This window comes from Treponema sp. UBA785 (assembly GCF_002297065.1).
Lineage (GTDB): Bacteria > Spirochaetota > Spirochaetia > Treponematales > Treponemataceae > Treponema_D.
This window is the reverse complement of record NZ_DBJD01000029.1, coordinates 21,285-42,774: the sequence shown is the minus strand read 5'-3', so window position 1 is coordinate 42,774 and position 21,490 is coordinate 21,285. Positions and strand designations below refer to the sequence as shown.

20 protein-coding genes are annotated in these 21,490 nt (G+C 39.4%); 7 read left to right on the top strand and 13 right to left on the bottom strand.

From position 1 onward, the window contains the following. From B2X33_RS02140 to B2X33_RS02115, 6 genes are all read right to left on the bottom strand, one after another. Positions 1 to 1,960 (bottom strand): methyl-accepting chemotaxis protein (locus B2X33_RS02140; RefSeq protein ID WP_296667264.1); only part of this gene is annotated, 1,960 nt, incomplete at its 3' end. Between the two features lie 26 nt (positions 1,961 to 1,986). Further along, positions 1,987 to 2,352, bottom strand: coding sequence for a response regulator (locus B2X33_RS02135; protein WP_296019127.1), 366 nt, complete (start codon positions 2,350 to 2,352; stop codon positions 1,987 to 1,989). 71 nt (positions 2,353 to 2,423) lie between these two features. Further along, positions 2,424 to 3,626 carry a protein-glutamate methylesterase/protein-glutamine glutaminase gene (gene cheB, locus B2X33_RS02130; protein WP_296019132.1) on the bottom strand — a complete coding sequence of 401 codons (1,203 nt, stop codon included), beginning with the start codon at positions 3,624 to 3,626 and terminating at the stop codon, positions 2,424 to 2,426. Between the two features lie 87 nt (positions 3,627 to 3,713). Next, positions 3,714 to 4,568 (bottom strand): CheR family methyltransferase, encoded by an 855-nt coding sequence (locus B2X33_RS02125; RefSeq protein WP_296019142.1) that lies wholly within the window; start codon positions 4,566 to 4,568, stop codon positions 3,714 to 3,716. Then, entirely contained in the window at positions 4,568 to 6,688 is a 2,121-nt protein-coding gene (locus tag B2X33_RS02120) for a chemotaxis protein CheA (protein WP_296667262.1), read from the bottom strand. The genes B2X33_RS02125 and B2X33_RS02120 overlap by 1 nt, the downstream gene beginning before the upstream one ends. Beyond that, positions 6,681 to 7,013, bottom strand: a complete 333-nt coding sequence (locus tag B2X33_RS02115) for an STAS domain-containing protein (RefSeq protein WP_296019159.1) — start codon at positions 7,011 to 7,013, stop codon at positions 6,681 to 6,683. The genes B2X33_RS02120 and B2X33_RS02115 overlap by 8 nt, the downstream gene beginning before the upstream one ends. A 112-nt stretch (positions 7,014 to 7,125) precedes the next feature. Here B2X33_RS02115 and B2X33_RS02110 point away from each other — a divergent pair, with 112 nt between their 5' ends. Beyond that, the gene (locus B2X33_RS02110) at positions 7,126 to 7,629 is read left to right on the top strand and encodes a chemotaxis protein CheW (protein WP_296667259.1); all 504 of its coding nucleotides are present in this window, start codon (positions 7,126 to 7,128) and stop codon (positions 7,627 to 7,629) included. A gap of 10 nt (positions 7,630 to 7,639) precedes the next feature. On the opposite strand, the gene B2X33_RS02105 is transcribed toward B2X33_RS02110, so the two are convergent. Genes B2X33_RS02105 through B2X33_RS02095 form a run of 3 tightly spaced genes read right to left on the bottom strand, consistent with a single transcriptional unit; the run spans position 7,640 to position 10,997 of the window. Then, entirely contained in the window at positions 7,640 to 8,239 is a 600-nt protein-coding gene (locus tag B2X33_RS02105) for a chemotaxis protein CheD (protein ID WP_296019177.1), read from the bottom strand. 8 nt (positions 8,240 to 8,247) lie between these two features. Continuing rightward, positions 8,248 to 9,963, bottom strand: coding sequence for a hypothetical protein (locus tag B2X33_RS02100; protein WP_296667257.1), 1,716 nt, complete (start codon positions 9,961 to 9,963; stop codon positions 8,248 to 8,250). A 35-nt stretch (positions 9,964 to 9,998) separates the two neighbouring features. After that, positions 9,999 to 10,997: a P-loop NTPase gene (locus tag B2X33_RS02095; protein ID WP_296667255.1), complete on the bottom strand. Its 999-nt coding sequence runs from the start codon at positions 10,995 to 10,997 to the stop codon at positions 9,999 to 10,001. 61 nt (positions 10,998 to 11,058) lie between these two features. On the opposite strand from B2X33_RS02095, the gene B2X33_RS02090 reads away from it, so the two are divergent. Beyond that, the gene (locus B2X33_RS02090) at positions 11,059 to 11,688 is read left to right on the top strand and encodes a tetratricopeptide repeat protein (RefSeq protein WP_296667254.1); all 630 of its coding nucleotides are present in this window, start codon (positions 11,059 to 11,061) and stop codon (positions 11,686 to 11,688) included. Between the two features lie 193 nt (positions 11,689 to 11,881). Beyond that, on the top strand, positions 11,882 to 12,520 hold the full coding sequence (locus B2X33_RS02085; protein ID WP_296019197.1) for an RpiB/LacA/LacB family sugar-phosphate isomerase: 639 nt from the start codon (positions 11,882 to 11,884) through the stop codon (positions 12,518 to 12,520). 131 nt (positions 12,521 to 12,651) lie between these two features. Here B2X33_RS02085 and B2X33_RS02080 read toward each other — a convergent pair whose 3' ends face one another. The 3 genes from B2X33_RS02080 to B2X33_RS02070 all read right to left on the bottom strand — a co-directional run bounded on the left by B2X33_RS02080 (position 12,652) and on the right by B2X33_RS02070 (position 15,198). Beyond that, on the bottom strand, positions 12,652 to 13,695 hold the full coding sequence (locus B2X33_RS02080) for a GGDEF domain-containing protein (protein ID WP_296019200.1): 1,044 nt from the start codon (positions 13,693 to 13,695) through the stop codon (positions 12,652 to 12,654). A gap of 47 nt (positions 13,696 to 13,742) precedes the next feature. Then, positions 13,743 to 14,522: a 23S rRNA (guanosine(2251)-2'-O)-methyltransferase RlmB gene (rlmB, locus tag B2X33_RS02075; protein ID WP_296667252.1), complete on the bottom strand. Its 780-nt coding sequence runs from the start codon at positions 14,520 to 14,522 to the stop codon at positions 13,743 to 13,745. Positions 14,523 to 14,697: 175 nt separating this feature from the next. Then, the gene (locus tag B2X33_RS02070) at positions 14,698 to 15,198 is read right to left on the bottom strand and encodes a YchJ family protein (RefSeq protein WP_296667250.1); all 501 of its coding nucleotides are present in this window, start codon (positions 15,196 to 15,198) and stop codon (positions 14,698 to 14,700) included. 317 nt (positions 15,199 to 15,515) lie between these two features. Between B2X33_RS02070 and ptsP the strand changes: the two genes are divergently transcribed. Genes ptsP through B2X33_RS02050 form a run of 4 tightly spaced genes read left to right on the top strand, consistent with a single transcriptional unit; the run spans position 15,516 to position 20,595 of the window. After that, positions 15,516 to 17,210 carry a phosphoenolpyruvate--protein phosphotransferase gene (gene ptsP / locus B2X33_RS02065; RefSeq protein ID WP_296667246.1) on the top strand — a complete coding sequence of 565 codons (1,695 nt, stop codon included), beginning with the start codon at positions 15,516 to 15,518 and terminating at the stop codon, positions 17,208 to 17,210. A gap of 11 nt (positions 17,211 to 17,221) precedes the next feature. Further along, positions 17,222 to 18,796, top strand: coding sequence for a ribosome biogenesis GTPase Der (gene der / locus B2X33_RS02060; protein ID WP_296667244.1), 1,575 nt, complete (start codon positions 17,222 to 17,224; stop codon positions 18,794 to 18,796). 17 nt (positions 18,797 to 18,813) lie between these two features. Continuing rightward, positions 18,814 to 19,134, top strand: a complete 321-nt coding sequence (locus tag B2X33_RS02055; protein WP_296019215.1) for a MerR family transcriptional regulator — start codon at positions 18,814 to 18,816, stop codon at positions 19,132 to 19,134. A 33-nt stretch (positions 19,135 to 19,167) separates the two neighbouring features. Further along, positions 19,168 to 20,595: a small ribosomal subunit Rsm22 family protein gene (locus B2X33_RS02050; protein WP_296667241.1), complete on the top strand. Its 1,428-nt coding sequence runs from the start codon at positions 19,168 to 19,170 to the stop codon at positions 20,593 to 20,595. A 49-nt stretch (positions 20,596 to 20,644) separates the two neighbouring features. On the opposite strand, the gene B2X33_RS02045 is transcribed toward B2X33_RS02050, so the two are convergent. Continuing rightward, positions 20,645 to 21,490: TrmH family RNA methyltransferase (locus tag B2X33_RS02045; RefSeq protein WP_349675705.1), on the bottom strand; the 846-nt coding region annotated here is incomplete at its 5' end.

Genomic DNA, 21,490 nt, shown 5'->3' with positions numbered 1-21,490 from the left:
TTTTTTCTTCAACTACCTTTTTTTCAGCAGAATTTTCAAATTCAGTTTTGTCTTCCTTTTTCTGTTTTTTTTGCTCTTCCGTTTTTTCTACAGAATTTTTAAGTATTTCTTCGGTTTCTGCCACATTTTGATTAAACTCGTCCGGAGTTTTAAAGAATGCAATCGTCTGAACAAGTTTATGCGCTTCAGAACTGAGTTCTTCCGCCATAGCAGCCATTTCTTCGGCAGCACTTGCATTTTGCTGAACAACGCTGTCAAGCTGAACAATTGCCGTAGAAACCTGCTGCGCTCCGTTATCCTGCTCACGGCTTGCTGTAGCAATTTCCTGAATAAGCATTGAAGTTTCTTCGATTGAAGGAACCAGCCCGCCAATCATTTTTCCTGCGTTTTCTGCAGTTGCCAAAGTATGAACAGAAATTTTACTGATTTCTGCGGCAGATGCCTGTGTGCGTTCTGCAAGCTTTCTAACCTCGCTTGCAACAACCGCAAAGCCTTTTCCAGCATCTCCTGCTCTAGCAGCTTCAATTGCAGCGTTAAGAGCAAGCATATTTGTCTGTCCGGCAATGTCTTCGATTACCCCGATTTTTTCAGAAATTGTTTTTACAGCTTCTACAGCCTCGTTTACGGCAAGACCTCCAGCCTCACTGTCTGCATTCGTTTTTGCGGCAATTTGGCTTGTTTTTGTCGCGTTATCAGCCGTCTGACGAATATTGCTCGTCATCTGCTCCATTGTTGCGCTCATTTCTTCAGTAGAAGCGGCCTGTTCACTTGCCCCGGAAGAAACAGCCTGGCTCGAAGAAGAAAGCTGTTCACCGCCTGCACGAACGTTCATTGCGGCTTCGCGCACAGACTGAATAGTTTTTATAAGCGAGGTAACCATGTTCGAAAGCGCAATGCTCATATCACAAAGTTCATCTTTACGCTTTCTGAGTTTTTCAACAAGCTTTAAATCTTTTTCCTTTATAACAAGATCTCCGTTCGAAATGCTTGCAAGCGCATCACGTATGCTATTGAGCGGTTTTGAAATTGATGAGGCGTAAATCCATGAAATAACCACTGAACCTACAACAAAAATCAGAGTTACTACAAACATAAGGATTTTCATCATATCAACGGAACTCATAAACGCTTTTTCTGGAACCATAATTGAAAATGCCCAGTCTGTCGAAATTTTTTCATCTCCAATTGAAGAGTAAGCGGTGTAATACTTTTGGCCGTGAAATTTTATTTTTTCAATATCAGATTCACCATTCATCATCTTTTTGCTAATAGTGGCAAGACTTTTAAAAATGTTATTTTCCACTGAAAGCGCTTCGAAAGTTGAGTTGCTGCCTTTTGCGGCCGCAATGGTATTTGCAATCAAAATTCCGTCTTTTCTGTTGATTATAAAAGATTCTGTCCCCTTAACAAAATCCATATCTTCCGTAAACTCGTCCAAAAGACTTGTATCTGTCTTCATTGCAAGAATTCCAGAAATATTGTCTTTTTCGTCACGCAGAGGAACTGCAAAATAAAGCGCAAGCGCGCCCGTCGTTTTTGCAATTACAGGACCGTCAACTGAAGGCTTTCCGTTTATAGCCTGTTTAAAATACTCGCGTTCACTAATCTCGCATCTGTTTCCGTTCGATGTATATCCGTGTCCATCCTTGTCTGCCAAAACAAAATAATTTGCTCCAGAAAAATTCTTTTCAGAACCTTTTAAAATAAGAGCTTTTTCCCTTATAGAGAGGTTTGAGCGTAAATCTTCGCGGGTTGCAAGAGCCTTTACAACATCAAGATTTGCTTGAATTTCTTCAACTATAAGTTCTTTTGTCGTATAAATAAGAGCGCTTATTCCATGATTTGATGTAATATCTACTGCATCGCTGGCAAAAAATATTGAAATTCCAGCTAACGAAATTCCTAAAAATACTGAAACAAGTGCTACAAATCCGGTAACTGCATGGCGAATACTTTTCATAAAGACCTCTCACTAAAAGACATTTTCTATCCGATTATTTTTTTGACTATGGCAATAAGTTTTTCTGAAGTAAATGGCTTTACAATCCAGCCTGTAGCTCCTGCAGCCTTGCCTTCTTCCATTTTCGACGATTGATTTTCTGTTGTAAGGGCGATTATCGGCGTAAATTTATAACCGTTGGTATTTCTGAGTTCTTTTGTAAACTCAATTCCGTCCATATTCGGCATATTTATATCTGTGATGATTAAATTGAATTTATCAGCCTTTGCTTTTGCCAGTCCGTCAACTCCATCCTCGGCTTCTACAATTTCATAGCCTTCCTGACCCAAAATAAAAGAAATACTCTTCCTTATAGAAACAGAATCATCAACTGCAAGAATTTTTTTCGACATATTTAGTTCATCTCCTTAAGTTGCAATACAAACTTATTTACATTCTACCATTTAATTACTCATTTTCTGTTTTAATAACACGTTTTTATATGATTAAAATTCATATGCATAATTTTTGCTTTTGTGCAGACTTCTTCCGCGATTTTGTCCAAAGGCAGCACTTTATCGACGGCTCCGGCTTTTACGGCTTCGCCCGGCATTCCCCAGACAATGCTTGTTTTTTCGTCCTGGGCAATATTGTAGGCTCCGGCGTCGTGCATTTCCTTCATTCCGTGAGAACCATCGTCTCCCATTCCGGTCATTATTACGCCGATTGCATTTTTTCCGGCATATCGCGCAGCAGAACGAAAAAGAACATCGACAGAAGGCCTGTGCCTTGTTACAAGGGGACCATCTTTTATTTCAACAAAGTATGAATTTCCTTCTCTCTTTAAAAGCAGATGACTGTTTCCTGGAGCAATCAAAACCGTTCCAACTTTTACAACATCGCCGTTTGCAGCTTCTTTTACGGTGACTTTTGAAAGTCTGTCCAATCTTTCGGCAAAAGCCTGTGTAAAGTGCTCTGGCATATGCTGAACAACGACCATTCCAGGACAATCTTCCGGCAAAGCGCCCAAAAAGTCTTTTAAAGCCTCAGTTCCGCCTGTACTTGCGCCAACCACGACAACTGGCTCAGAAACTCCGAGAGAATTTGCAATCTGAATATCAGGCTTTTTCATAATAACATCGGCAGTATACTTCGGTTCAACAGACCGCCTTTGAATGTCGTTTTCTGCAAGGTTAAAAACTTCCTCGTTTTTTTGAACAGATGATTTTTTTACAGCAGAAGAATGTGACATCGCCTGAGAAGGAATCAGCTGCTTGATTTTTCCAGTGCAGCTGTATGCAGATTTTACCGCATCGCAAAGACGAATTTTTGACTCTTCGAGAAACTGTTTTGTTTGAAAAGACGGCTTTAAAATAACTTCGCATGCACCTAGATCATAGGCCTTTAACTCTTCCGGAGAATTATTTTTTACGAGTGCAGAACAGATTACGATTGGGATCGGGTCAATTGTTTCATTCATCTTTCGCAAAAAAGTAAGTCCGTCCATCCGGGCCATTTCAATGTCGGAAATAATTACGTCTGGGCGTTCATTTTGAAGCATGTGAACAGCAACAATCGGATCAGTAGCTGTTCCAATTACATGAATTTCTGGATCTGTTTCAAGAACCTGCGACAAGGTCTGTCTTACGAGCGAAGAATCGTCAATTACCAAAACTTTTATAATCATTTTTTTTGTCCGTTTTTTGTCAGGAAAAAATTCAAATTCTGCGCTTATTCACAAAACCGAATTTAAGCCCGCCTATTTTTACTTTTTTTACTCTTTTTTAAAAATTGTCGGTCCAACCGTTTTTAACGGCAACTCCATTCCGAAAACCGTCTCCGAATGTCCGAGAAATAAGTATCCTCCCGGAACTAAATGCTGCAAAAGTTTGCGGATTACGCTCTCCTGAGTTGCTTTGTCAAAATAAATCAACACATTCCGGCAGAAAATCGCATTTTTTTGAGTGGTTTTTGGATAAACCGAATCCATAAAATTCAGCCTTTCAAAAACAACTTTTTCACGAATTTGCGGTTTTAAACGCACGCAAGGATTTGTTAAATCTTTGCTTTTAAAAAAATATCGTTTTTTTAAGTCATAGCTCAAACTTTCTACTTCCGACATCGGATAAACCGCATCAAGCGCCTTATCCAAAACTTTTGACGAAATATCCGTTGCAAGAATTGAATAATCTTCTATTTTGCCTGGATTTTTTCTCATAAACTCCTGCAAAACAATAGAAAGCGTGTAAGGTTCCTGTCCGCTTGAACATCCCGCCGACCAAAGTTCAATTTTTTTTTCATTTTTTTGTGCAAGTTCTGGAAGAACAACATTGGTTAAATACTCAAAATGCACATTTTCCCTAAAAAAATTTGTCAGGTTCGTCGTAACCGCATTTATCATAAGAGCAATTTCTTCATTTCCTTCCGGAGTGTTTGAAAAAGCAAATTTTAAATAGTCGTCAAAATTGTTCATTTTTAGGCTTTTTAAGCGGCTTGCAAGGCGGGACTGAACCATAAGCCGTTTTTCGTCCGGCATTTTTATTCCAACATTTGTATGAATAAATTTGGAAAGTTTATGAAACTGAGAATCTGTCAGCTCTGCAGGAGCAAAAAATCCAATTTCGCACATTATTTTTTTCCTGTTTCTTTTGAATTGACTAAATCAGCCAATTTATAGACATCGAGAATTAGAGCTACAGAACCATCTCCCAAAATTGTCGAATTGCTTATGCCAAGACAATTCTGGTAAAGTTTTCCAAGAGGCTTGATTACGGTCTGATGACTCCCCAAAATTTTATCGACAATAATTCCGACCTGCCCTTCTTGAGAATTTATTGTAACAACTTCTTTCTTCTTTAAATATGATTCTGGAATCTTAAAAAATTTCCGCAAATCAATGCAAGGAATGTCTTTTCCGTGAACAAGCGTATGAGGAAAAAGAGTTTCGGCTTTTTTGCCAGTCTGTTCAAAAAAAAGACATTCAGAAATCGTACTTACAGGAATTATATACTTTGTGTTTCCTACTTGAGTGAGCATTCCGTCGATAATTGCAAGCGTAAGCGGAATTTTTAGAATAAAACTTGTGCCTTTGTTCGGTTTTGACTCAATCGAAACTGAGCCTCCAAGCGAGAGCACGTCTTTTTTTACAACATCAAGGCCGACGCCACGGCCTGAAATATTTGAAACCTGTTTTGCAGTCGAAAATCCCGGCTGAAAAATAAGATGAAAAATTTCCGATTCAGAGATTTTCTCCTCTTCCGAAATCAATTTTTTTTCTATTGCTTTTTTTCTGATCGCCTCTTTATCCAGGCCTTTTCCATCGTCAGAAATAGTAATTACTACCGCTCCAGTCTGATGTTTTGCTGAAAGAGTTACAGTTCCCTTAGGATTTTTTTTGTTTGCAATTCTCTCAACAGGAAGTTCAATTCCGTGGTCTACAGAATTTCGGATTAAATGAAGAAGCGGATCGTTGAGTTTTTCAACAACAGTCTTATCAAGTTCAGTTTCTGCTCCTTCAATAACCAAATCAATCTGTTTTCCGAGCTGTTCAGCAAGATCACGAACAGTGCGGCGGAATCTTGTAAAGAGCGTTCCAATTGGCAGCATCCGAATCTCGAGGGAAGTGTCTCGCAAAGAAACCGCAAGCCGCGAGCTCTGCTCGCTCAAATTTTTTAAAACAGGCAAATCTTTTTCTATTGCAAGCTGCTCAAGACGCGCATTAAAAGTTACAAGTTCGCCAATTAAATCTACGAGAGAATCCAGTTTTTCAGAACTTACACGAATTGAACTCTGAGAAGGCGATGAGCCTGACACAGGATTTTCGCCGTTCATTGCCTTAAAATGCTGCTGTTCTGCCAAAGCCGACTTAATCTGCTGGTTAGAAACAAGCTGCTTTTCTACGAGAATCTGCCCAAGCTGCTTGTGTTCCTGCATAACCGAATCAATCTGGTTTTTAGAAACATCGTTTCGGTCAATGAGAATTTCACCAATTCTGTGATTTTCACCCGGATTCAATTCGATTTTTTCGACGGTGAATGAAGATTCATTGTCCAAAAAAATAAAAACATCTTTAATATCATTTTCCGTTTTTTGTGTCGTAAGAATTATATCCCACGAAAAATAACATTCTTCTGCGTTAAGCTTTGAAAGTTCCGGCAAAGAATCATAAAAAGAAACGACAGTCGCATTTCCCATTTCTGAAAGTTCTTTGACCAAAAGCTCAGGGCGAGTTCCGTTCTGCATAACTTTTTTGCTTGGTCTAAATTTTATTCGGTAAGTCGAATCCGGTTCTTTTGGTTTTGCGGCAGGATTTTGCTTTTGGGAAGGATTTCCGGTCAAATTTGCCGCATCTTCTGAAACAGTTCCGCCATTTCTAGCAACGTAAGTTTTAAAAGCAAGAATTAAAGTTTGCGAGGTCTGCATGATTTCCGGCGTAATTTCCTGACCGGCATCGAGCATAAAGCGAATATGATCGCGAGCTTTGAGCAGCAAATCTATAAGTTCATTTGAAACAGGAACAATCCCGTTTCGAACCTGATCCATTGCGGACTCGGCTTCGTGCGTAAATTCAGAAATTGAATTAAATCCGAACATTGCCGATGAGCCTTTTATTGTGTGCATCGCCCTAAAAACAGCGCTTATTGTTTCTGAATCGGCAGGATTTTCCTCAAGCGTCAAAAGCTGTTCTTCGAGATTGTCCAAAAGTTCATTTGCCTCTTCAAGAAAAACTGAGCTGATTTGTTCAAGCATTTTTACTCTCCTCCGATTTTGATTCTGTTTTGTCGATTAAATCTTCAAAAGAAACTCCGCAGCCACAAACGTATTCTAAAATTGCAGGAGGAATATTGTCCTTTAACAAAAATTTTTTCTTCTTGGCATCAGCTTCTTTTTTTGCGGCCAAAATCAATTGAATTCCCGAAAGATCAATATCTTCAAGCTCACTTAAATCAATAAAAACAAGCGGATTTTCGTCTATCGCTTTTTGCAGTTCGATCTTTAGCTTCTCAGCAGATTCAATTCCGGCGGTTTCCGTCCATTTTATAATATTTGATTTTTTTTCTTTTTTTGCAGCCAAACTAAGCTCCCCAAAGCAATTTCTATCATTTACAAGAGAATTCTAAAAATTTCAAATTTTGCAAATTTTCTTGTATAATAATTCTATCGTCAGTTTTAGGAGACGTCAAATTATGAATGAAAGTCATTTTTCTACAGAATCGTTTTTTTCGTTCAATTTAAAAGATGAAATGTTTTCTCTTCCAGTCAAGTATGTAAAAGAAGTTTTTGAATTTGAAACAATCACTCCAATTCCAAATTCCTTGCCTTACTTAAAAGGCGTGATGAATGTGCGTGGCGGAGTGGTTTCAATTGCCGATTTGCGTAAGTTATTTGGTCTTGAAGTTTCTGACGATTTAACGGGAACTCAGGTAATCATAATGGAAATTCCTCAAAAAAACGAAAAACCGGTCTTGCTTGGAATTCTCGCCGACAAAGTTGATGTCGTGAGCCGGCTCAACATAATTCAAGCCGACTCAAAAGACTATGGAATAAAAGAAGGGCAGGATTTTGTAAAATCGGTTGCGCGCCGTGAAGAATCTTTTATTTTGATTTTAAATCCAGAAAAAATTCTTTCATATATCGAGGCCGATGTCGAAAAAGCATTTGAAGAAGTTTCTAAAAAAGCTAATTTTTAGCTTTAAAATTTTACAAGCCTTTTGCAAGACGGTTTAATTCTGCAAGGTATTCCAGATATTTTTGCTCTTTAGATTTTATGAAATCCTCATCGTCCGGATTGTGCGAATCTATGTGCTTTAAAAATACTTTTGAGTTAACCGGATCAAAAAAAATCTTCCGTGGCAAATTTCCGCCAGTGTCAGAACTTTTTATCTCAACGTTGTGAGATTTTAAATATTCGAATGCAAAATCAATATTTGCAGCCCCGACAAGAGATCTTCCGCTCTGAGGCTCAGAAGAATTAAATATATTTCCTCCGCCAAATACTTTTGCAAAGCATCTTTTTAACAATGCGCCTTTTTTTTCCATGTCGGCAACAAGCATCTCAACTGCGTATTCTCCAAAACGGCCCAAACGTCTGTCCTGAGAACCGTCAATATCCAAATTAGTGTCCCTTGCAAGCATAAAATGATTCATTCCGCCGACTTTTGCAATCGGATCAAAAAGGGCAATGCTTACACATGACCCCAAAACAGTGGAGATCATCTCAGGGCCTGTCGAAGACCAATATTCTCCAGGATAAAGAGTAACAATATTTCTATTAAAATGAAGGTCAAAATAGCGGTTCATGTAAAAAATTAGAAGAAAGTGATTTCTCCCTGCTCTGCTCCATGTTCAATTTCAAAACCGCCGATCTTTCCGGCTGCTTCTTTATGAGCCGTAATCGTAAAATGATTTATAATTTCGCTAAATTTTGAATTTTTTATGTTCCATTCAGAAATATTTTTCGCTGCAAAAAGTCTTGAACGCACAGACGAAAGCTCTTTTACCTGCTCAGACAAATCGTCGCGGCATTTTTTTAATTTAAGGTTCAGATTGTTTATTCCAGAAAGATCTTCCGCCACGAGTCTGCATTTTTCGTCAAAACCTTCAGGGAAAACATCAAAATGAGCGATTATTTCGTAAAGGTTTTTCTGTGTAATCTGAAGCTCATCAAAAAACTCAGTTTTTTCTTTGCGCAAATCCATCATGCTCTGATTGTCTTTTGTAATAGAATTGTTAAATTCAACAAGAAGATTCGATGCTTCGTGAATAAATACAGACAAAAGTTTTTCCATAGAATCGAGAGACAAGTTTGAAGAGTTAATCAAGTTGTCCATGTCCGTTACAGAATCTTTTACCTGTTTTATCGCTTCGTTTTTTGCAACTTCAATCTGCTGCAAAATGCGCACGTGATGCAGTCTGCTCATAACAGGGCGAAGATTTCCAAAAACCGTGTACATTGTGCGAGCTTTTTCGTTTATGCTCTGAGTTACGTGGAGCAAATCTTTCTGAACAAGATGATAACTGTTAAAACCGTCCATCATCTCCTTAAACCTGCCGATTACCGCAGAAAGGCGAGCTGCAATATTTTCTTCGCTTCCAGAAGTTTCGTCCAAAAAACGGGCCGAAAAATTATTTTTTTGAGATTTAATTGATTCAAGTTTTTCTGTTACATCGTTCCATTTTTCGTCAAACTCGACAAAGCCTTTAGAAACATAATTTATAATATCGCTCAAAACATCGACGCAAAGTTCATAAAGCGCAATGTTAAAGCAAACCGAATCAAGTTCTTCATCGCTTCCAGGAACTTCTGTCTGAGTTTTTACTTCCTTAAGGCAGGCTGTCACGTGTTCAAGTCCCTGGCGAATAATATCCTGAAGCTGCAAATTTTCCATCGCTTTCTGAATCGGAGGATAAATCAACTCAATGTCGCCGTCCATTGCCGAAAGAGGAGCAGAAATCGAACTGATGATTGACTCAATTTTCTGAGAACCTGCGTTTCCGCTTGTCGAAACATTTTCCTGCGAAGCCAAAATTCCAGAAAAAATATCCTTAAGTTTATTTATGTGTTCAATAAGCTGTTTTTCTTCCGCCAAAAGCTGGTCAGAATACTGGAACATATCGTTAGAAAGACGCTGCAAATTTTCCGTAATACGGCTGAATGCCTGGCCTTTTTCGCCTGATTTTATCGAAATTACCATTGCATTCAAGGCAATAAGCTCCATTTGTTCAGAATCTTCTTTTACGCCGGCAATAAATTTGTCGAGCTCCGAGAGAGTTTCGATTTTGCTGTTGAGCTGGTCGAGAAAAGGTTTGTATTTATCTTGTGAATTGCTAAAAACTTCTTTTTCTGCCGCAGTCGATTTTTCGTTATTTTCGCTTAATTCTTTAATAACCGCCTGTAAATTTCTAAGCGAAGGGCTTATTTCTTTATTCAAAAGCGATGGAAATAAATTTCCCAAATCCAAAAAATATTTTTGAGATAAATCGCTGGTTTCTTTTACTGAATCTAAAATAAGCTGTAAATCCATTTGTTTTGCTCCCATTAAAATTACCGCGTCAGCATCTATTTTTCTGCCGATGCAGCCGTAAATTCTTTATCAAGAATCTTTAAATCCTTATCTTTCGAAATATCATCTGCCTCAAAACCGTTGAGTTCGTTGTATCTGTAAGAGTGAATCATAATTCTTTCCGCAGAAGTTTCAATTCCCCTCACAAAACCAGAACCCGGATTTGCAAGTGCCAGAGGCTTTCTCAAGGCAACTGAAAAACTCACCTGTTCGTCTTTTGGCAAAAAACCGACAAAATCCATATTTATGCCAAGTTTTTTTTGAATAAGCGAACGCAATCTCTTTGCCATTTCTAAATCGGCAGAATTTTGTCCTTGGTTGAATATAACTTGCGGTCTATATTTTAAAAGCTCTGTTTTTGCAGATTTTCCGGTCTCTGGAAAATTTTTGCAGATTTTTTTGACAAGTTCAACAAAATCCGCATCGCTGCCAGTTTCCGCACTTTTCAAATACCCGTTTATAAATTCCCTTTCCGGACTCTTTGCCTTAAACTGCCTCATAAAGAACCGGAAAACCGCCGCCTTCAAAAAACTGTACGCATTCAAAATCGAAGTCAATTCGGGCGTTGTTACCAAAAGCGAATTATATGTGAGCAGAAAAAAGTCCAGAGTGTTATAAGTTGTTCCAGCTCCCAAATCCAAAATTACATAATCTGCTTCCTGAGCGTTAAGAGCCTTTATGATCCTGCGTTTTGACGAATTGTCCATATTTGCAGTTCCTGGATACATACAGTCGCCCGCAATAAACTTCAAACCGGGAATCTGCGTTTCTTGCAAAAGAGAAGAAAAATCTTCAGTCTGACGATAAATAAAATTGCCAAGACCGGCGCGATTGTTTTTTAAGCCGAGCAAAGTATGCAAATTCGCTCCGCCAAAATCCAAATCCGCAAGAATAACATTTTTTCCTTTTTGAGCCAGAACTGTCGCAAGGTTTACAGCATAGGAACTTTTTCCGACACCACCTTTTCCGCTGGCAATTGGTAACAAATTAGTCATTTCATTCAATTATAAAGTGCCGATGTTGATTTTACAATTGCAAAACTGTTATTCTTACCTTATGTTAAAAAAATTAAGAAAAATTTTTATTTCAAGCGCTATTCTTTTTAGTCCTGTTTTATTTTTTTCGTGCACAAAGCCTGGAGATTCAAGCGTACAGCAGGCAGTCACCGCTTACGGAGCCGGAAAATATGACCAGGCGCTCGAACTTTTTAACGAAGCTCTCGAAAAACAGACCCGCTATTCCGATGAATTGATTTTTGCCTTTATTTCAAACATTTATTCAGCTAAAGAGGATTTTGAGAACGCGGCAATCTGGATGGAAAAATCACTCGAAAAAAAACCGGATTACCGGAATTACGTTACACTCGGAATGGACTGGCAAACCTTAAAAAATTACCAAAAAGCCGAAGAAGCCTACAAAAACGCCATCAAAATGAACGAACAAAAAGGCGAAGGATGGGCAAGTCTGGGCATGCTCTACCTCGAAGAAGGAAACTCCCTCGAAAAATCAATCGAAAGCCTTAAAAAAGGCGCAGAGTTCGCGCCGAAAATCGCCGTAATCCACGCATATCTCGGAGTCGCATACTTAAAAAACGGCCAAAATGACCTTGCCGAACAAGAATTTGCCCTCGCCAAGGAGCTAAAATGCGAAAATATCGAGCAGATAAAAGAAAAATTTCTAAAATAAGGGCGGCTTTTTGCTTTGCAAAAACCAGGCTTTCCGCAGTTCCGCTCTTCGCTACATCCGGCAAAAGCCGGACGCTTCGCGCTGCTCCAATCCTTGCCGCAAAATTAAAATTACAAAATTCCAATTCCATTGATGAAATTTTTCATTTTTTTTGTTAGACTCAATCTGTTATAAAAAAATTGTGAGGTTCAATATGAAAATTGCTCTTATCAACGAAAATTCTCAGGCTGCAAAAAACGCAGTTATTTTTAATGCGCTCAAAAAAGTTGCCGACGCACATGGTTTTGAAGTTGTAAACTACGGAATGTACAGTGCAGACGACAAAGCACAGCTCACTTACGTTCAAAACGGAATTCTGGCAGCAACACTCCTCAACTCAAAGGCAGCTGATTTTGTCGTAACAGGATGTGGCACTGGCGAAGGAGCAATGCTCGCGCTTAACAGTTTTCCTGGCGTAATCTGCGGACACGTTGCAAGCCCTCTCGATGCCTACACTTTTGCACAAATTAACGACGGAAACGCAATTTCACTTCCATTTGCGCTCGGTTTTGGCTGGGGCGGAGATTTAAATCTCGAATATATTTTTGAAAAACTTTTTTCAGAAAATTTCGGCGGCGGTTATCCAAAAGAACGCGCAGTTCCAGAACAGCGCAACAAAAAAATTCTTGACGGCGTGCGCGAAGCCGCATTCAAGCCATTTACAGAAATTCTCGAATCTCTCGACAAAGAACTCGTAAAAGGAGCATTTGCCGGCGAAAAATTCAGCGACCTCTTCTTCAAAGACTGCAAGGACGACAAAATCGCCGAAACAGTAAAAAAATTTTTAAACTAAAACCCAGCCTACTAATCCGGCAAACAGACGTAAATCTTGCAGACATTCTGTTTGGACTCTATTTTTAAAGCATGATTTACGTCAACAAAAACCTGTTATTCTTTTCAAAATTTGACATTCAACAAACTAAATTATTCCAAAACAAATCTGCCGCTGTTATAGAGCATTTCCAAAACTTTAGCTGTCGTAATGTAAATGTCCATTTCGCCGTGCTGCCAAATTCGCTTTATGGTCGAGTCAACACGAAGAATAACAAGCTCTCCATCTTCCGCCTTTGCAATTTTGCAGGCAAAAGCCGCCTTTATCCGCTGAGCAGAATACTGGCTGGCAAGTTCGGTTTGATTAGACGAATTTAGAGCTTCAAGCTGATTAACATAAAAAAAATCCGCCGGAGCGTTCATTGCGTGGTCAACAAGCGACAAGTCAATCGGCAAAAAATCCTTTGTGCGCGACAGCTTATGAACTTTTTCAAAATAGATTTTATCGCCTTTTTGAATACAAATATGATCAGCCATAAAGTACGAACTCAAAAAATTAAAGAGCATTTTTATGCCTGTATCCAGTTTTTCAATTTTCGTAAGCATTCTAAACACGTTAAAATGCAGATACATTGAGCTTTGCGAGCGATCTTTTTCGGTTTTCAGTTCAATATTTGCGTGTTTTTCCGGCAGATAGATTATAAAACAGTTTCTGCCTTTGTTTTTTCCGCGATACAAAGCCTTGTCGGCAGTTTCCAGCAAGCCTTCGTAAGTTGAATCATCTTCAGGAAAGCGGCTTATCCCCATAGTTATTGTCACATAAAGCCCAAGAAAATCCTTGATTTCGTTTGAATTCATAAAATTCATGAGCTTGTGGGCATTTTCCCAAACTTCCTTATAATCGGTTATTTCTGGAAAAACAATTAAAAATTCATCTCCGCCAAAGCGTCCTACAAAACCTTTACCTTCAATAACTTTTTTAATTCTTTCTGCAACTTCAATCAGAACTTTGTCGCCTGTAATATGCCCGTAAGTGTCGTTTACGTATTTAAAATTATCAATATCTACGATTGCAAGAGAAAACGGGATTCCCTCTGCAACCATAAAATTTACGTAATCAACGACTACATCCCGCGTATAAAGCTTTGTAAGGCTGTCGGAAGATTTTTCGTCTTCAAATAAAAAGTTAGGCCTCATATTTATCTTATTATAATGCAGTTTCTTTTTAACGCAAAAACATTTTATTAAATTTTCTGACGATAAACTTCATACAAAAGCACGCCAGCCGCAACAGAAACATTCAGACTGTCAATTTTTCCGCAAGTTGGAATCGAAACAACTGAATCGCACTGCTCTTCCAAAAGACGTGCAATTCCTTTTCCCTCGCTTCCCATTACAATGCAGGTTTTTGCAGGAAAATTTAATTTTGTAATATTTTCTCCGCCAGCATCTGCCCCGTAAACCCAAAATCCAGCGTCTTTTAACTGCTGAACCGCACGGACAAGATTTGTTACAACGCTGACAGGAACGTAAGCACTGGCGCCAGCAGAAGAACGGGCGATAATTTCGTTATCAGAAAAATCGTTTGCGCTGTGACGGGCAGGCATTACGACAAGACTTGCACCAAACTGGTCGCAGGAACGAATTATTGCGCCAACATTGTGCGGATCGGTTACACTGTCCAAAACAATTACAGTCTGTTTTTCATTTTCCAGGGCTTTTGAAGAAGCAATCCAGCTGTCAAAATCAACATCATTTTCAGCTTTTTCAGAAGCGCCTTCGACAACCATTACGATTCCACGATGATCACGCGCAACTTCCGGCAAAACTTTTACCAGCGAGTCGAGAGCATTTTTGTCGGTATTTATAACCGGAATTCCGGCTTTTTTTGCGCTTTCGAGAATTTTTTTTATGCGCGGGCCAGTCTTTGCAAGCTGAAGAGAAAGCCCGTCGATTTTTCCGCTGTCAAGAGCACGGCGAACTTTTTCTTCAATCGCATGAAAACCCGTAACAATCTGTGCCATTCTATCTTCCTTCTACGACAAAAGAACCGCCCAATAAGCTCTAAATGCCATTGCCGTGCTTGACGCTGCGATGTTTCTGAAAAAAACTCGGCTAACAATCTCTAAATGATTGTAAATATTTAGATTTTCAGACAAGCCCGAAAATAGCAGAAAAAATACTTTTGGGACATTCCTTTTAGCGGCCGCAACATTTCTTATATTTTTTTCCACTTCCGCATGGACAAGGGTCATTGCGGCCGATTTTTTTTCCTTCGCGGACCACCGTCATAGGTTTTACATCGCCTACTTCGTAAAGCCATTTTCCATTCACTTTTTTAAAGTAAGCATTTTCGTGATGAATTTCGTTCAAATGATTTTTGTCAGTATAAGATGCTTCAAATTCTACAAGACCCTCGTCATCAGCTTCCTGACCTTTCTGAGTGTTAAGAATTTTTAAACCGTGCCATGTAGATTCTTTTGACCACTGTTCAGTAGCCTTGCGGTCAATTTCAGCAATTTTTTCGCCTTCTTCGCAAGAATTAATAATAAAGTCAATTTCGTGCTTTACGTAAGAAGCATAGCGGGCGCGCATCAAACTTTCAGCAGTGGGAGCGTCTTTGCTTCCTTTAATAATAGGCTCACAACATTCAGCGTAAGTTTTACCAGAACCACAAGGGCACAAATCTTTATCGGCCATTAAAAAACTCCGTCGCCACAAAAATGCAGCGCAAAATAATTAAAATATAGAAAAGTATACCAAAAATTCCCCGCCGCTGTCGAGATTTTAAGGTTTCTTCTAATGTTTTTGGAGCGCAAACCGCCGTCAATCCGTCCACTGCGCAGTTCCGCTTTTCGCTCCATCCGCCAAGGCCGGACGCTTCGCGCTGCTCCGGCACGGGCTAGTTTTTTCCGGACAAAATTGCATTCAGCATTTTTTTATTCAAAAAGTTTTTTGCCGCAATTGCCGGAAAAACGTCATTTGACAGGCTTTATCCCGAAAGTTAAAATACAGTTATGAACGTTTTTTTAGGTGCTTCGGCTTCGTCTGGAATTGGCATTGGCAAGGCTTTTGTTGTTCCTGAAACCGTCAAGAGAGTTATTCCGCGCAAAAAAATAGAAGAATCTGACCACAACCAGCAATGGGCTCGTTTTGAAAAATCGCTTGCAAATGTTTCGACAGATATTTCTAAAAAAATCACCGAATCTAAAGACAATAAAATTCAAAATCAACTTTACGAAACTTATTTTTTAATGCTAAATGATCCTGAATTCATCAAAGAACTAAAAAAAGCGTTTTATTCACATTCGCTCAATATTGAATTCGTTCTCGACCGCCAGACAGCAAAATACGCAAAACAGCTTCGCTCAAGCGGAAACGACTATCTGGCAGAACGCGCCCTGGATATTTATGACATTTTTGGAAAAGTTTTGGACGATATGCTGGACTTTCATCCTTTTAACATCGAAACCGTTCCAAATGGAGCTGTAATTGTTGCAACTCAATTAAATCCGAGCGACACAATCATTCTTTCAAAACGAAAAATTGCCGGTCTTGCGCTGACCGAAGGCGGAATTTCAAGCCACGTTGGAATTTTGGCACGAAATTACGGAATTCCTGCTGTTTTTGCATTGGAGAACATTGCCTCTCAAATCGAAAACGGCGAAACTGTCGTTGTTGACGGCAACAATGCGGAAGTTTTTGCAAATCCGGACAATACTTCCCTTGAGAATTTTCAGAAAAAAATCGACGAAGAAAAAGCTCACAGGCTTATGCTCGAAAAATTCCGCAACATCGAAGCTCAGACAAAAGACGGCGTAAAATTTCACATTTACGCAAATATCGGAACTGTCGAAGAAGCAAAGCTCGCGCTTGAAGAAGGCGCGGACGGAATCGGCCTTTTTAGGACAGAATTTCTTTTTATGAGCGAAACAAACGGCGGGCGTTCAAGCCTTTTTGATGAAGAAGAGCAGTTCAAAGCGTACAAGCAGGTTTTGCAGATAATGAACGACAAGCCAGTTACAATTCGCACACTGGACGCAGGGGGCGACAAGCTTATAAATTCGCCGGAAATTCACATTAACGAAGAAAAAAACCCGCTCATGGGACTTCGGGCAATCCGTCTCAGCCTTGAAAATCCAATGCAGCTAAAAACCCAGTTGCGCGCGCTTTACAGAGCAAGCGTTTTCGGAAATTTAAAAATTATGCTTCCGCTCATAACAGACGTTGAACAGGTAAAAAAAACTTTGGAAATTGCAGAATCAGTCCGAAATGAGCTTTCTGCCGAAAAAATCGAATTCAACCCGAAAGTTCCAATTGGAATTATGGTCGAAACCGCAGCGGCCGCTCTGACAGCAGACTGCCTTGCAAAAGTGAGCGACTTTTTTTCAATCGGCACAAACGACCTTACTCAATACACAATCGGCGTTGACCGCGAAAATGCTTCTGTTGCTCCGCTTTATGACGAATTTCATCTTGCTGTTCTCAGAATGATTCAAAACACAATAAGCGAAGCGGAAAAAGCCGGGATTGATGTTTCTGTCTGCGGCGAAATGGCGAGCCGAAAAACAAGTGCCCTTGTTCTTGCAGGAATGGGAATCCGAAATTTGAGCATGAGCCCAGCAATGATTTGCAAAATCAAAGAACTTCTCTCAAAATATACGATAAAAGAATTAAAAAGCATCTCGTCAAAACAACTTAATTCGTTGTAAAATAACGGTCTATGAAAAAAGCTAAAAAATCAAAGCCGGACTTTTCAAAACCAAAGCCTCAGAAAATTGTGTCCGACGAACAAATTTTTAACGAAAACAACGATTTTTATTCATCAGAAAACGACTCTATTCAAAAAAACGAGGAAATTTCGGATTCAGAAACAGGCGATGAATTTGGTCAAAAAGATGAAAATGCAACCGAAGAATTAAAATTTTTTCCAGATAAATCATACATTAACCTTCCGACAGTCGCTATTGCCGGACGTCCAAACGTAGGAAAATCGACTCTCTTTAACCGTTTTATGCACAAGCGGCTTGCGATTGTCGATCCAACTCCAGGCGTAACCAGAGATCCTGTTGAAGGAACTGCCTTTATTGGCGGAAAACCTGTTCACCTTGTTGACACCGGCGGTTTTAAGCTTGACCGCGATTTAAAAAGCCGGGAATCCGAAATGGACGAACTTGTCGTTGAAAAATCACTTTCTGTAATAAAACGCGCAGACTTGATTCTTCTTTTGCTCGAAGCCGGAAAAATCACCGGAGAAGACGAGGAATTTATTCACCTTTTGCGGCCATATTGGAACAAAGTTGTAGTTGCCGTGAACAAATGCGAAGGCGGTTCTGGCGAAAACATCAGCTGGAATTATCTTCAGTACGGTTTTAATGAACTGCTTTTTATTTCGGCAGACCACGGCGACCACATAACAGAACTTGCAAAGGCAATTACAAGCCGCCTCGATTTTTCTGAGGTAAAAGAAGGAATCGAAGAGCCTGTAATCAAAATCGCAATCATCGGAAAACCAAACACTGGAAAATCAACGCTTTCAAACCGCCTTACGAACACTCAAAATTCAATTGTTTCTGACTATGCAGGAACGACACGCGATGTTGTTGAAGGAAGTTTTACCTGGGGCAAACGAAAATTTGAAGTTCTTGATACAGCAGGAATCCGGCGAAAAGCAAAAGTAAAGCAAAACGTTGAATATTATTCTGTAAACCGCGCAATAAAAACTCTGGACGAATGCGACATTGTTTTTTTGATGATTGACGCTGAACAGGGACTCGCTGACCAGGACAAAAAAATCTGTTCACTCGCATACGAACGCGGCCGTGGAATTATCTTTGTTTTGAATAAATGGGACTTAAAAGAGCAGACAAAAAAAGTCTACAAGGATACTGTTGATTACATTCAATATATGTTCGGACAAATGCAGTTTGCTCCAATTCTGCGCCTTTCCGCTTTAACCGGCGATGGAATTAAAGAGTTGATGGAAACAACAGTACGCCTTTATAAGCAGCTTACGACAAAAATCGAAACTTCTGCCCTGAACAAGGCTTTGGACGACTGGCTTTTCCGTTATCCGCCTCCGGCAAGCAAGGCAATCCACTTTAAAATCCGCTATATGACGCAAACAGGAACAAATCCGGTTTCGTTCAGAATTTTTGCAACAAGTCCGGACAACGTTCCGGAAAGCTACGTAACTTACTTAAAAAACAGGATTCGTGAAGATTTAGGTTTTGACCAGATTCCAGTCATGCTCGAAATGAAATCTAGCCGAAAACGCTGGGAAAATCGGTTTGAATAAAAATCAAAGGAAAGTTTGTGACATATTCAATCGGCGAAGCTGAGGAGCTTACAGGCATAAAATCTCATATTCTGCGTTATTGGGAAGAAGTAATTCCCGGCTTTGCTCCAAAAAAAGATTTGGGCGGACGAAGGATTTACACAGAACGAGATATTGACTTGATTCTCCGGTTAAAATATCTCATAAACGAACGAAAATTTACAATTGAAGGCGCTCGGGATGAAATTTTGCGGGAAACAATGGATTACGACTCAAAAGCCGAAATTCTCGATTCAATCCGGCAAATTCGTTCCGAATTAAGTCAAATGTATATGATTATCCGAAAATACAGAAAATAACCGGGCAAAAAAAATCAAAATCAGGAAGATTTTATGAAAAAAGAAGAAGCAAAATGGTATGAAAAAGCTTCCGGCAAAAAACAGCATAAAGCCGAAAATTCTGCAAAATTCGCCGCAAAAAATGAATTAAAAAAACAGCGCAAAGAAGAAAAGGCGCAGAAAAACGACGCGAAAACTGAAGATAAAAAAATTCCGCAAAAAAAAGCGAATATTGAAAACCGCAGAAAAAACAATTTTTCTCAAAATAAAAGTTCAAAAACCGTTTCAATGTTTGAATTAAAAAATATTCCAGAAGATTCACTCGAAATTCTTAAAAATTTCGGAAAAATCGTTGCTGATACCAGAAATCTTTCGCCAAAACAGCAGGTTCTTCTTCCAAAACAGATAAAAAATTTAAGCCACCAGCTTACCGACGACAGAAACAGCCGCCGTCTCGGATACATGAACGACGCTTCGCAGCTTTCTGCGTATATTTCTTATTTTATGTGGTGGAATTTAATTCGCCTTACAAGACTTTTTGCAAATTTTCCAAAAAACGCTTTCAACCTAAAAGAAGAAGATGTTTGTCTTGACCTTGGTTCCGGGCCTCTAACTGTTCCTTGCGCGCTTTGGCTTGCAAGGCCGGAACTGCGCTCAAAAAAACTGACTTTTTATGTTTTGGATTTAAGCCAGGGCGCTCTTTCTGCCGGAGAAGAAATTTTTCTTTCGATTGCGGCAAAAACCCTGACAGAAGACCAAAATCCGTGGAAAATTGTCCGCGTCAAAGGCGCAGTTGGGACTCAAATAAAACAAAAACCTTCCCTTATAACCTGCGGAAACGTATTCAATGAACTTGCCCAGACAAACGAAATGCCTCTGGATTTTCTTGCAAAAAACTATACAAACGACATACTAAAGTATTTTGATAAAGAAACAAATTCGGCTCAGACAATTTTGCTTATTGAACCGGGCGATCCACGCTCGGCAAGGCTTGTAAGCTTGATGCGCGATTCGTTTATCCGAAAAAATTTTATGCCTTTAAGTCCATGTCCGCATATTCACGTATGCCCAATGGCAGGAAGGACTTCTTCCAATCCTGGCGGAAAATGGTGCAACTTTGCTTTTGACACAGCAGACGCCCCGGAAGAGCTTTTACGATTTTCTAAAAATGCAAATTTGAAAAAAGAGCGTGCTTCTTTGAGCTATGTTTTGGTCAGCAAAGAAAAAAATCCAATGGCAGAAGAAAAACCGTCTCAAAATGATTCTGAAAATCTAAAACTGAGAATTGCCTCGGACTTTATAAAACTCCCCGAAATCCGCAAATCCGCATATTACTGCTGTTCAGAAATTGGACTTGTTCTTGCGGTTGATAAAACAAATATCCGCCCAAAAAACGGAGATTTGCTTTCTGTAAAACGGCCAAAATCTTTAGAAAATGCAGATTATGATAAAAAATCTGGAGCGATAATTCTAGAAATTTAAAAAGTTTTTTTTAGTACACGAATTGCGGTTCAGTCAAAAACTCCAAAAATCATTTTTTTTCCAGAGATTCGACCCATTTTTGCATAAGAATTCCAAAAGCAACTCCAACATTCAAACTGGCTTTAAGACCTTTCATTGGAATTGTCACCCGGCCGTACGATGCTTTTTTGAGCGCTTCCGGGCTTACTCCAAGCTCTTCCGAACCGATTATGCAAATTCCTTTTTTGGGAAATTTAAATTCTTCGAGCGGAGTTCCGCCAGTTTCGAGGACAAAAATCGGAATATCGTTTTTTTGGGAATATTCGTCGAGTTCATCAAGGCTTTTTTTCTGCCAGCCGAGAGTTTCAATACAGCCCATGCCGCTTCGCACTGCTTTTGGATGGTCAGGCGGAACGCACATTGGACTTACAAAAACATTTTCCGCACCCATTGCCTCTGCCGTTCTAAAAATTGAACCAAGATTGAACGGAGAACGAATATCTTCCGCATAAACGCTCACGCCCTCAAAAAAATCTCTCTGCTTTACAATTCCATTTTCGTCAAAAACTTCAGAATGGGGCGCAATAATCAAATCCCACTCTGCCGGAAAAGTTCCAATTATTTTAAGCATTGTGTTGCGGGCAAGATTGCAAGAGCGTTTTTCATTAAAAGGAATTTCTTTGAGCGCATTTTCTAAGATTTTTGCGTCATCAGAAGGCATTTGCGGATCTTTTAAGCAAATTTCGACAATTTTTTTTACGTAGTCTGCGCGGGCAATAGACTTATAAGAATATTCGTTGCCTTTTTCAGGAACTCCATCAATATCGCGTTCCAAAGCGCCGAGAGTGAGCGCAAGTTTTCTGCGTTTTTGTCCGCCTTCAAGCTGTGTTAATTTTCCAGGATCAATCATTTTTTT

Excerpts from the sequence above, each read along its gene's own strand:
- der (WP_296667244.1), top strand. The coding sequence starts at position 17,222 with ATGAAAAAAGCTAAAAAATCAAAGCCGGACTTTTCAAAACCAAAGCCT.
- B2X33_RS02125 (WP_296019142.1), bottom strand. The coding sequence starts at position 4,568 with ATGTGCGAAATTGGATTTTTTGCTCCTGCAGAGCTGACAGATTCTCAG.
- B2X33_RS02105 (WP_296019177.1), bottom strand. The coding sequence starts at position 8,239 with ATGAACCGCTATTTTGACCTTCATTTTAATAGAAATATTGTTACTCTT.
- B2X33_RS02080 (WP_296019200.1), bottom strand. The coding sequence starts at position 13,695 with ATGAGGCCTAACTTTTTATTTGAAGACGAAAAATCTTCCGACAGCCTT.
- B2X33_RS02050 (WP_296667241.1), top strand. The coding sequence starts at position 19,168 with ATGAAAAAAGAAGAAGCAAAATGGTATGAAAAAGCTTCCGGCAAAAAA.
- B2X33_RS02085 (WP_296019197.1), top strand. The coding sequence starts at position 11,882 with ATGAAAATTGCTCTTATCAACGAAAATTCTCAGGCTGCAAAAAACGCA.
- B2X33_RS02090 (WP_296667254.1), top strand. The coding sequence starts at position 11,059 with ATGTTAAAAAAATTAAGAAAAATTTTTATTTCAAGCGCTATTCTTTTT.
- B2X33_RS02135 (WP_296019127.1), bottom strand. The coding sequence starts at position 2,352 with ATGTCGAAAAAAATTCTTGCAGTTGATGATTCTGTTTCTATAAGGAAG.
- ptsP (WP_296667246.1), top strand. The coding sequence starts at position 15,516 with ATGAACGTTTTTTTAGGTGCTTCGGCTTCGTCTGGAATTGGCATTGGC.
- cheB (WP_296019132.1), bottom strand. The coding sequence starts at position 3,626 with ATGATTATAAAAGTTTTGGTAATTGACGATTCTTCGCTCGTAAGACAG.
- B2X33_RS02100 (WP_296667257.1), bottom strand. The coding sequence starts at position 9,963 with ATGGATTTACAGCTTATTTTAGATTCAGTAAAAGAAACCAGCGATTTA.
- rlmB (WP_296667252.1), bottom strand. The coding sequence starts at position 14,522 with ATGGCACAGATTGTTACGGGTTTTCATGCGATTGAAGAAAAAGTTCGC.
- B2X33_RS02070 (WP_296667250.1), bottom strand. The coding sequence starts at position 15,198 with ATGGCCGATAAAGATTTGTGCCCTTGTGGTTCTGGTAAAACTTACGCT.
- B2X33_RS02110 (WP_296667259.1), top strand. The coding sequence starts at position 7,126 with ATGAATGAAAGTCATTTTTCTACAGAATCGTTTTTTTCGTTCAATTTA.
- B2X33_RS02095 (WP_296667255.1), bottom strand. The coding sequence starts at position 10,997 with ATGACTAATTTGTTACCAATTGCCAGCGGAAAAGGTGGTGTCGGAAAA.
- B2X33_RS02120 (WP_296667262.1), bottom strand. The coding sequence starts at position 6,688 with ATGCTTGAACAAATCAGCTCAGTTTTTCTTGAAGAGGCAAATGAACTT.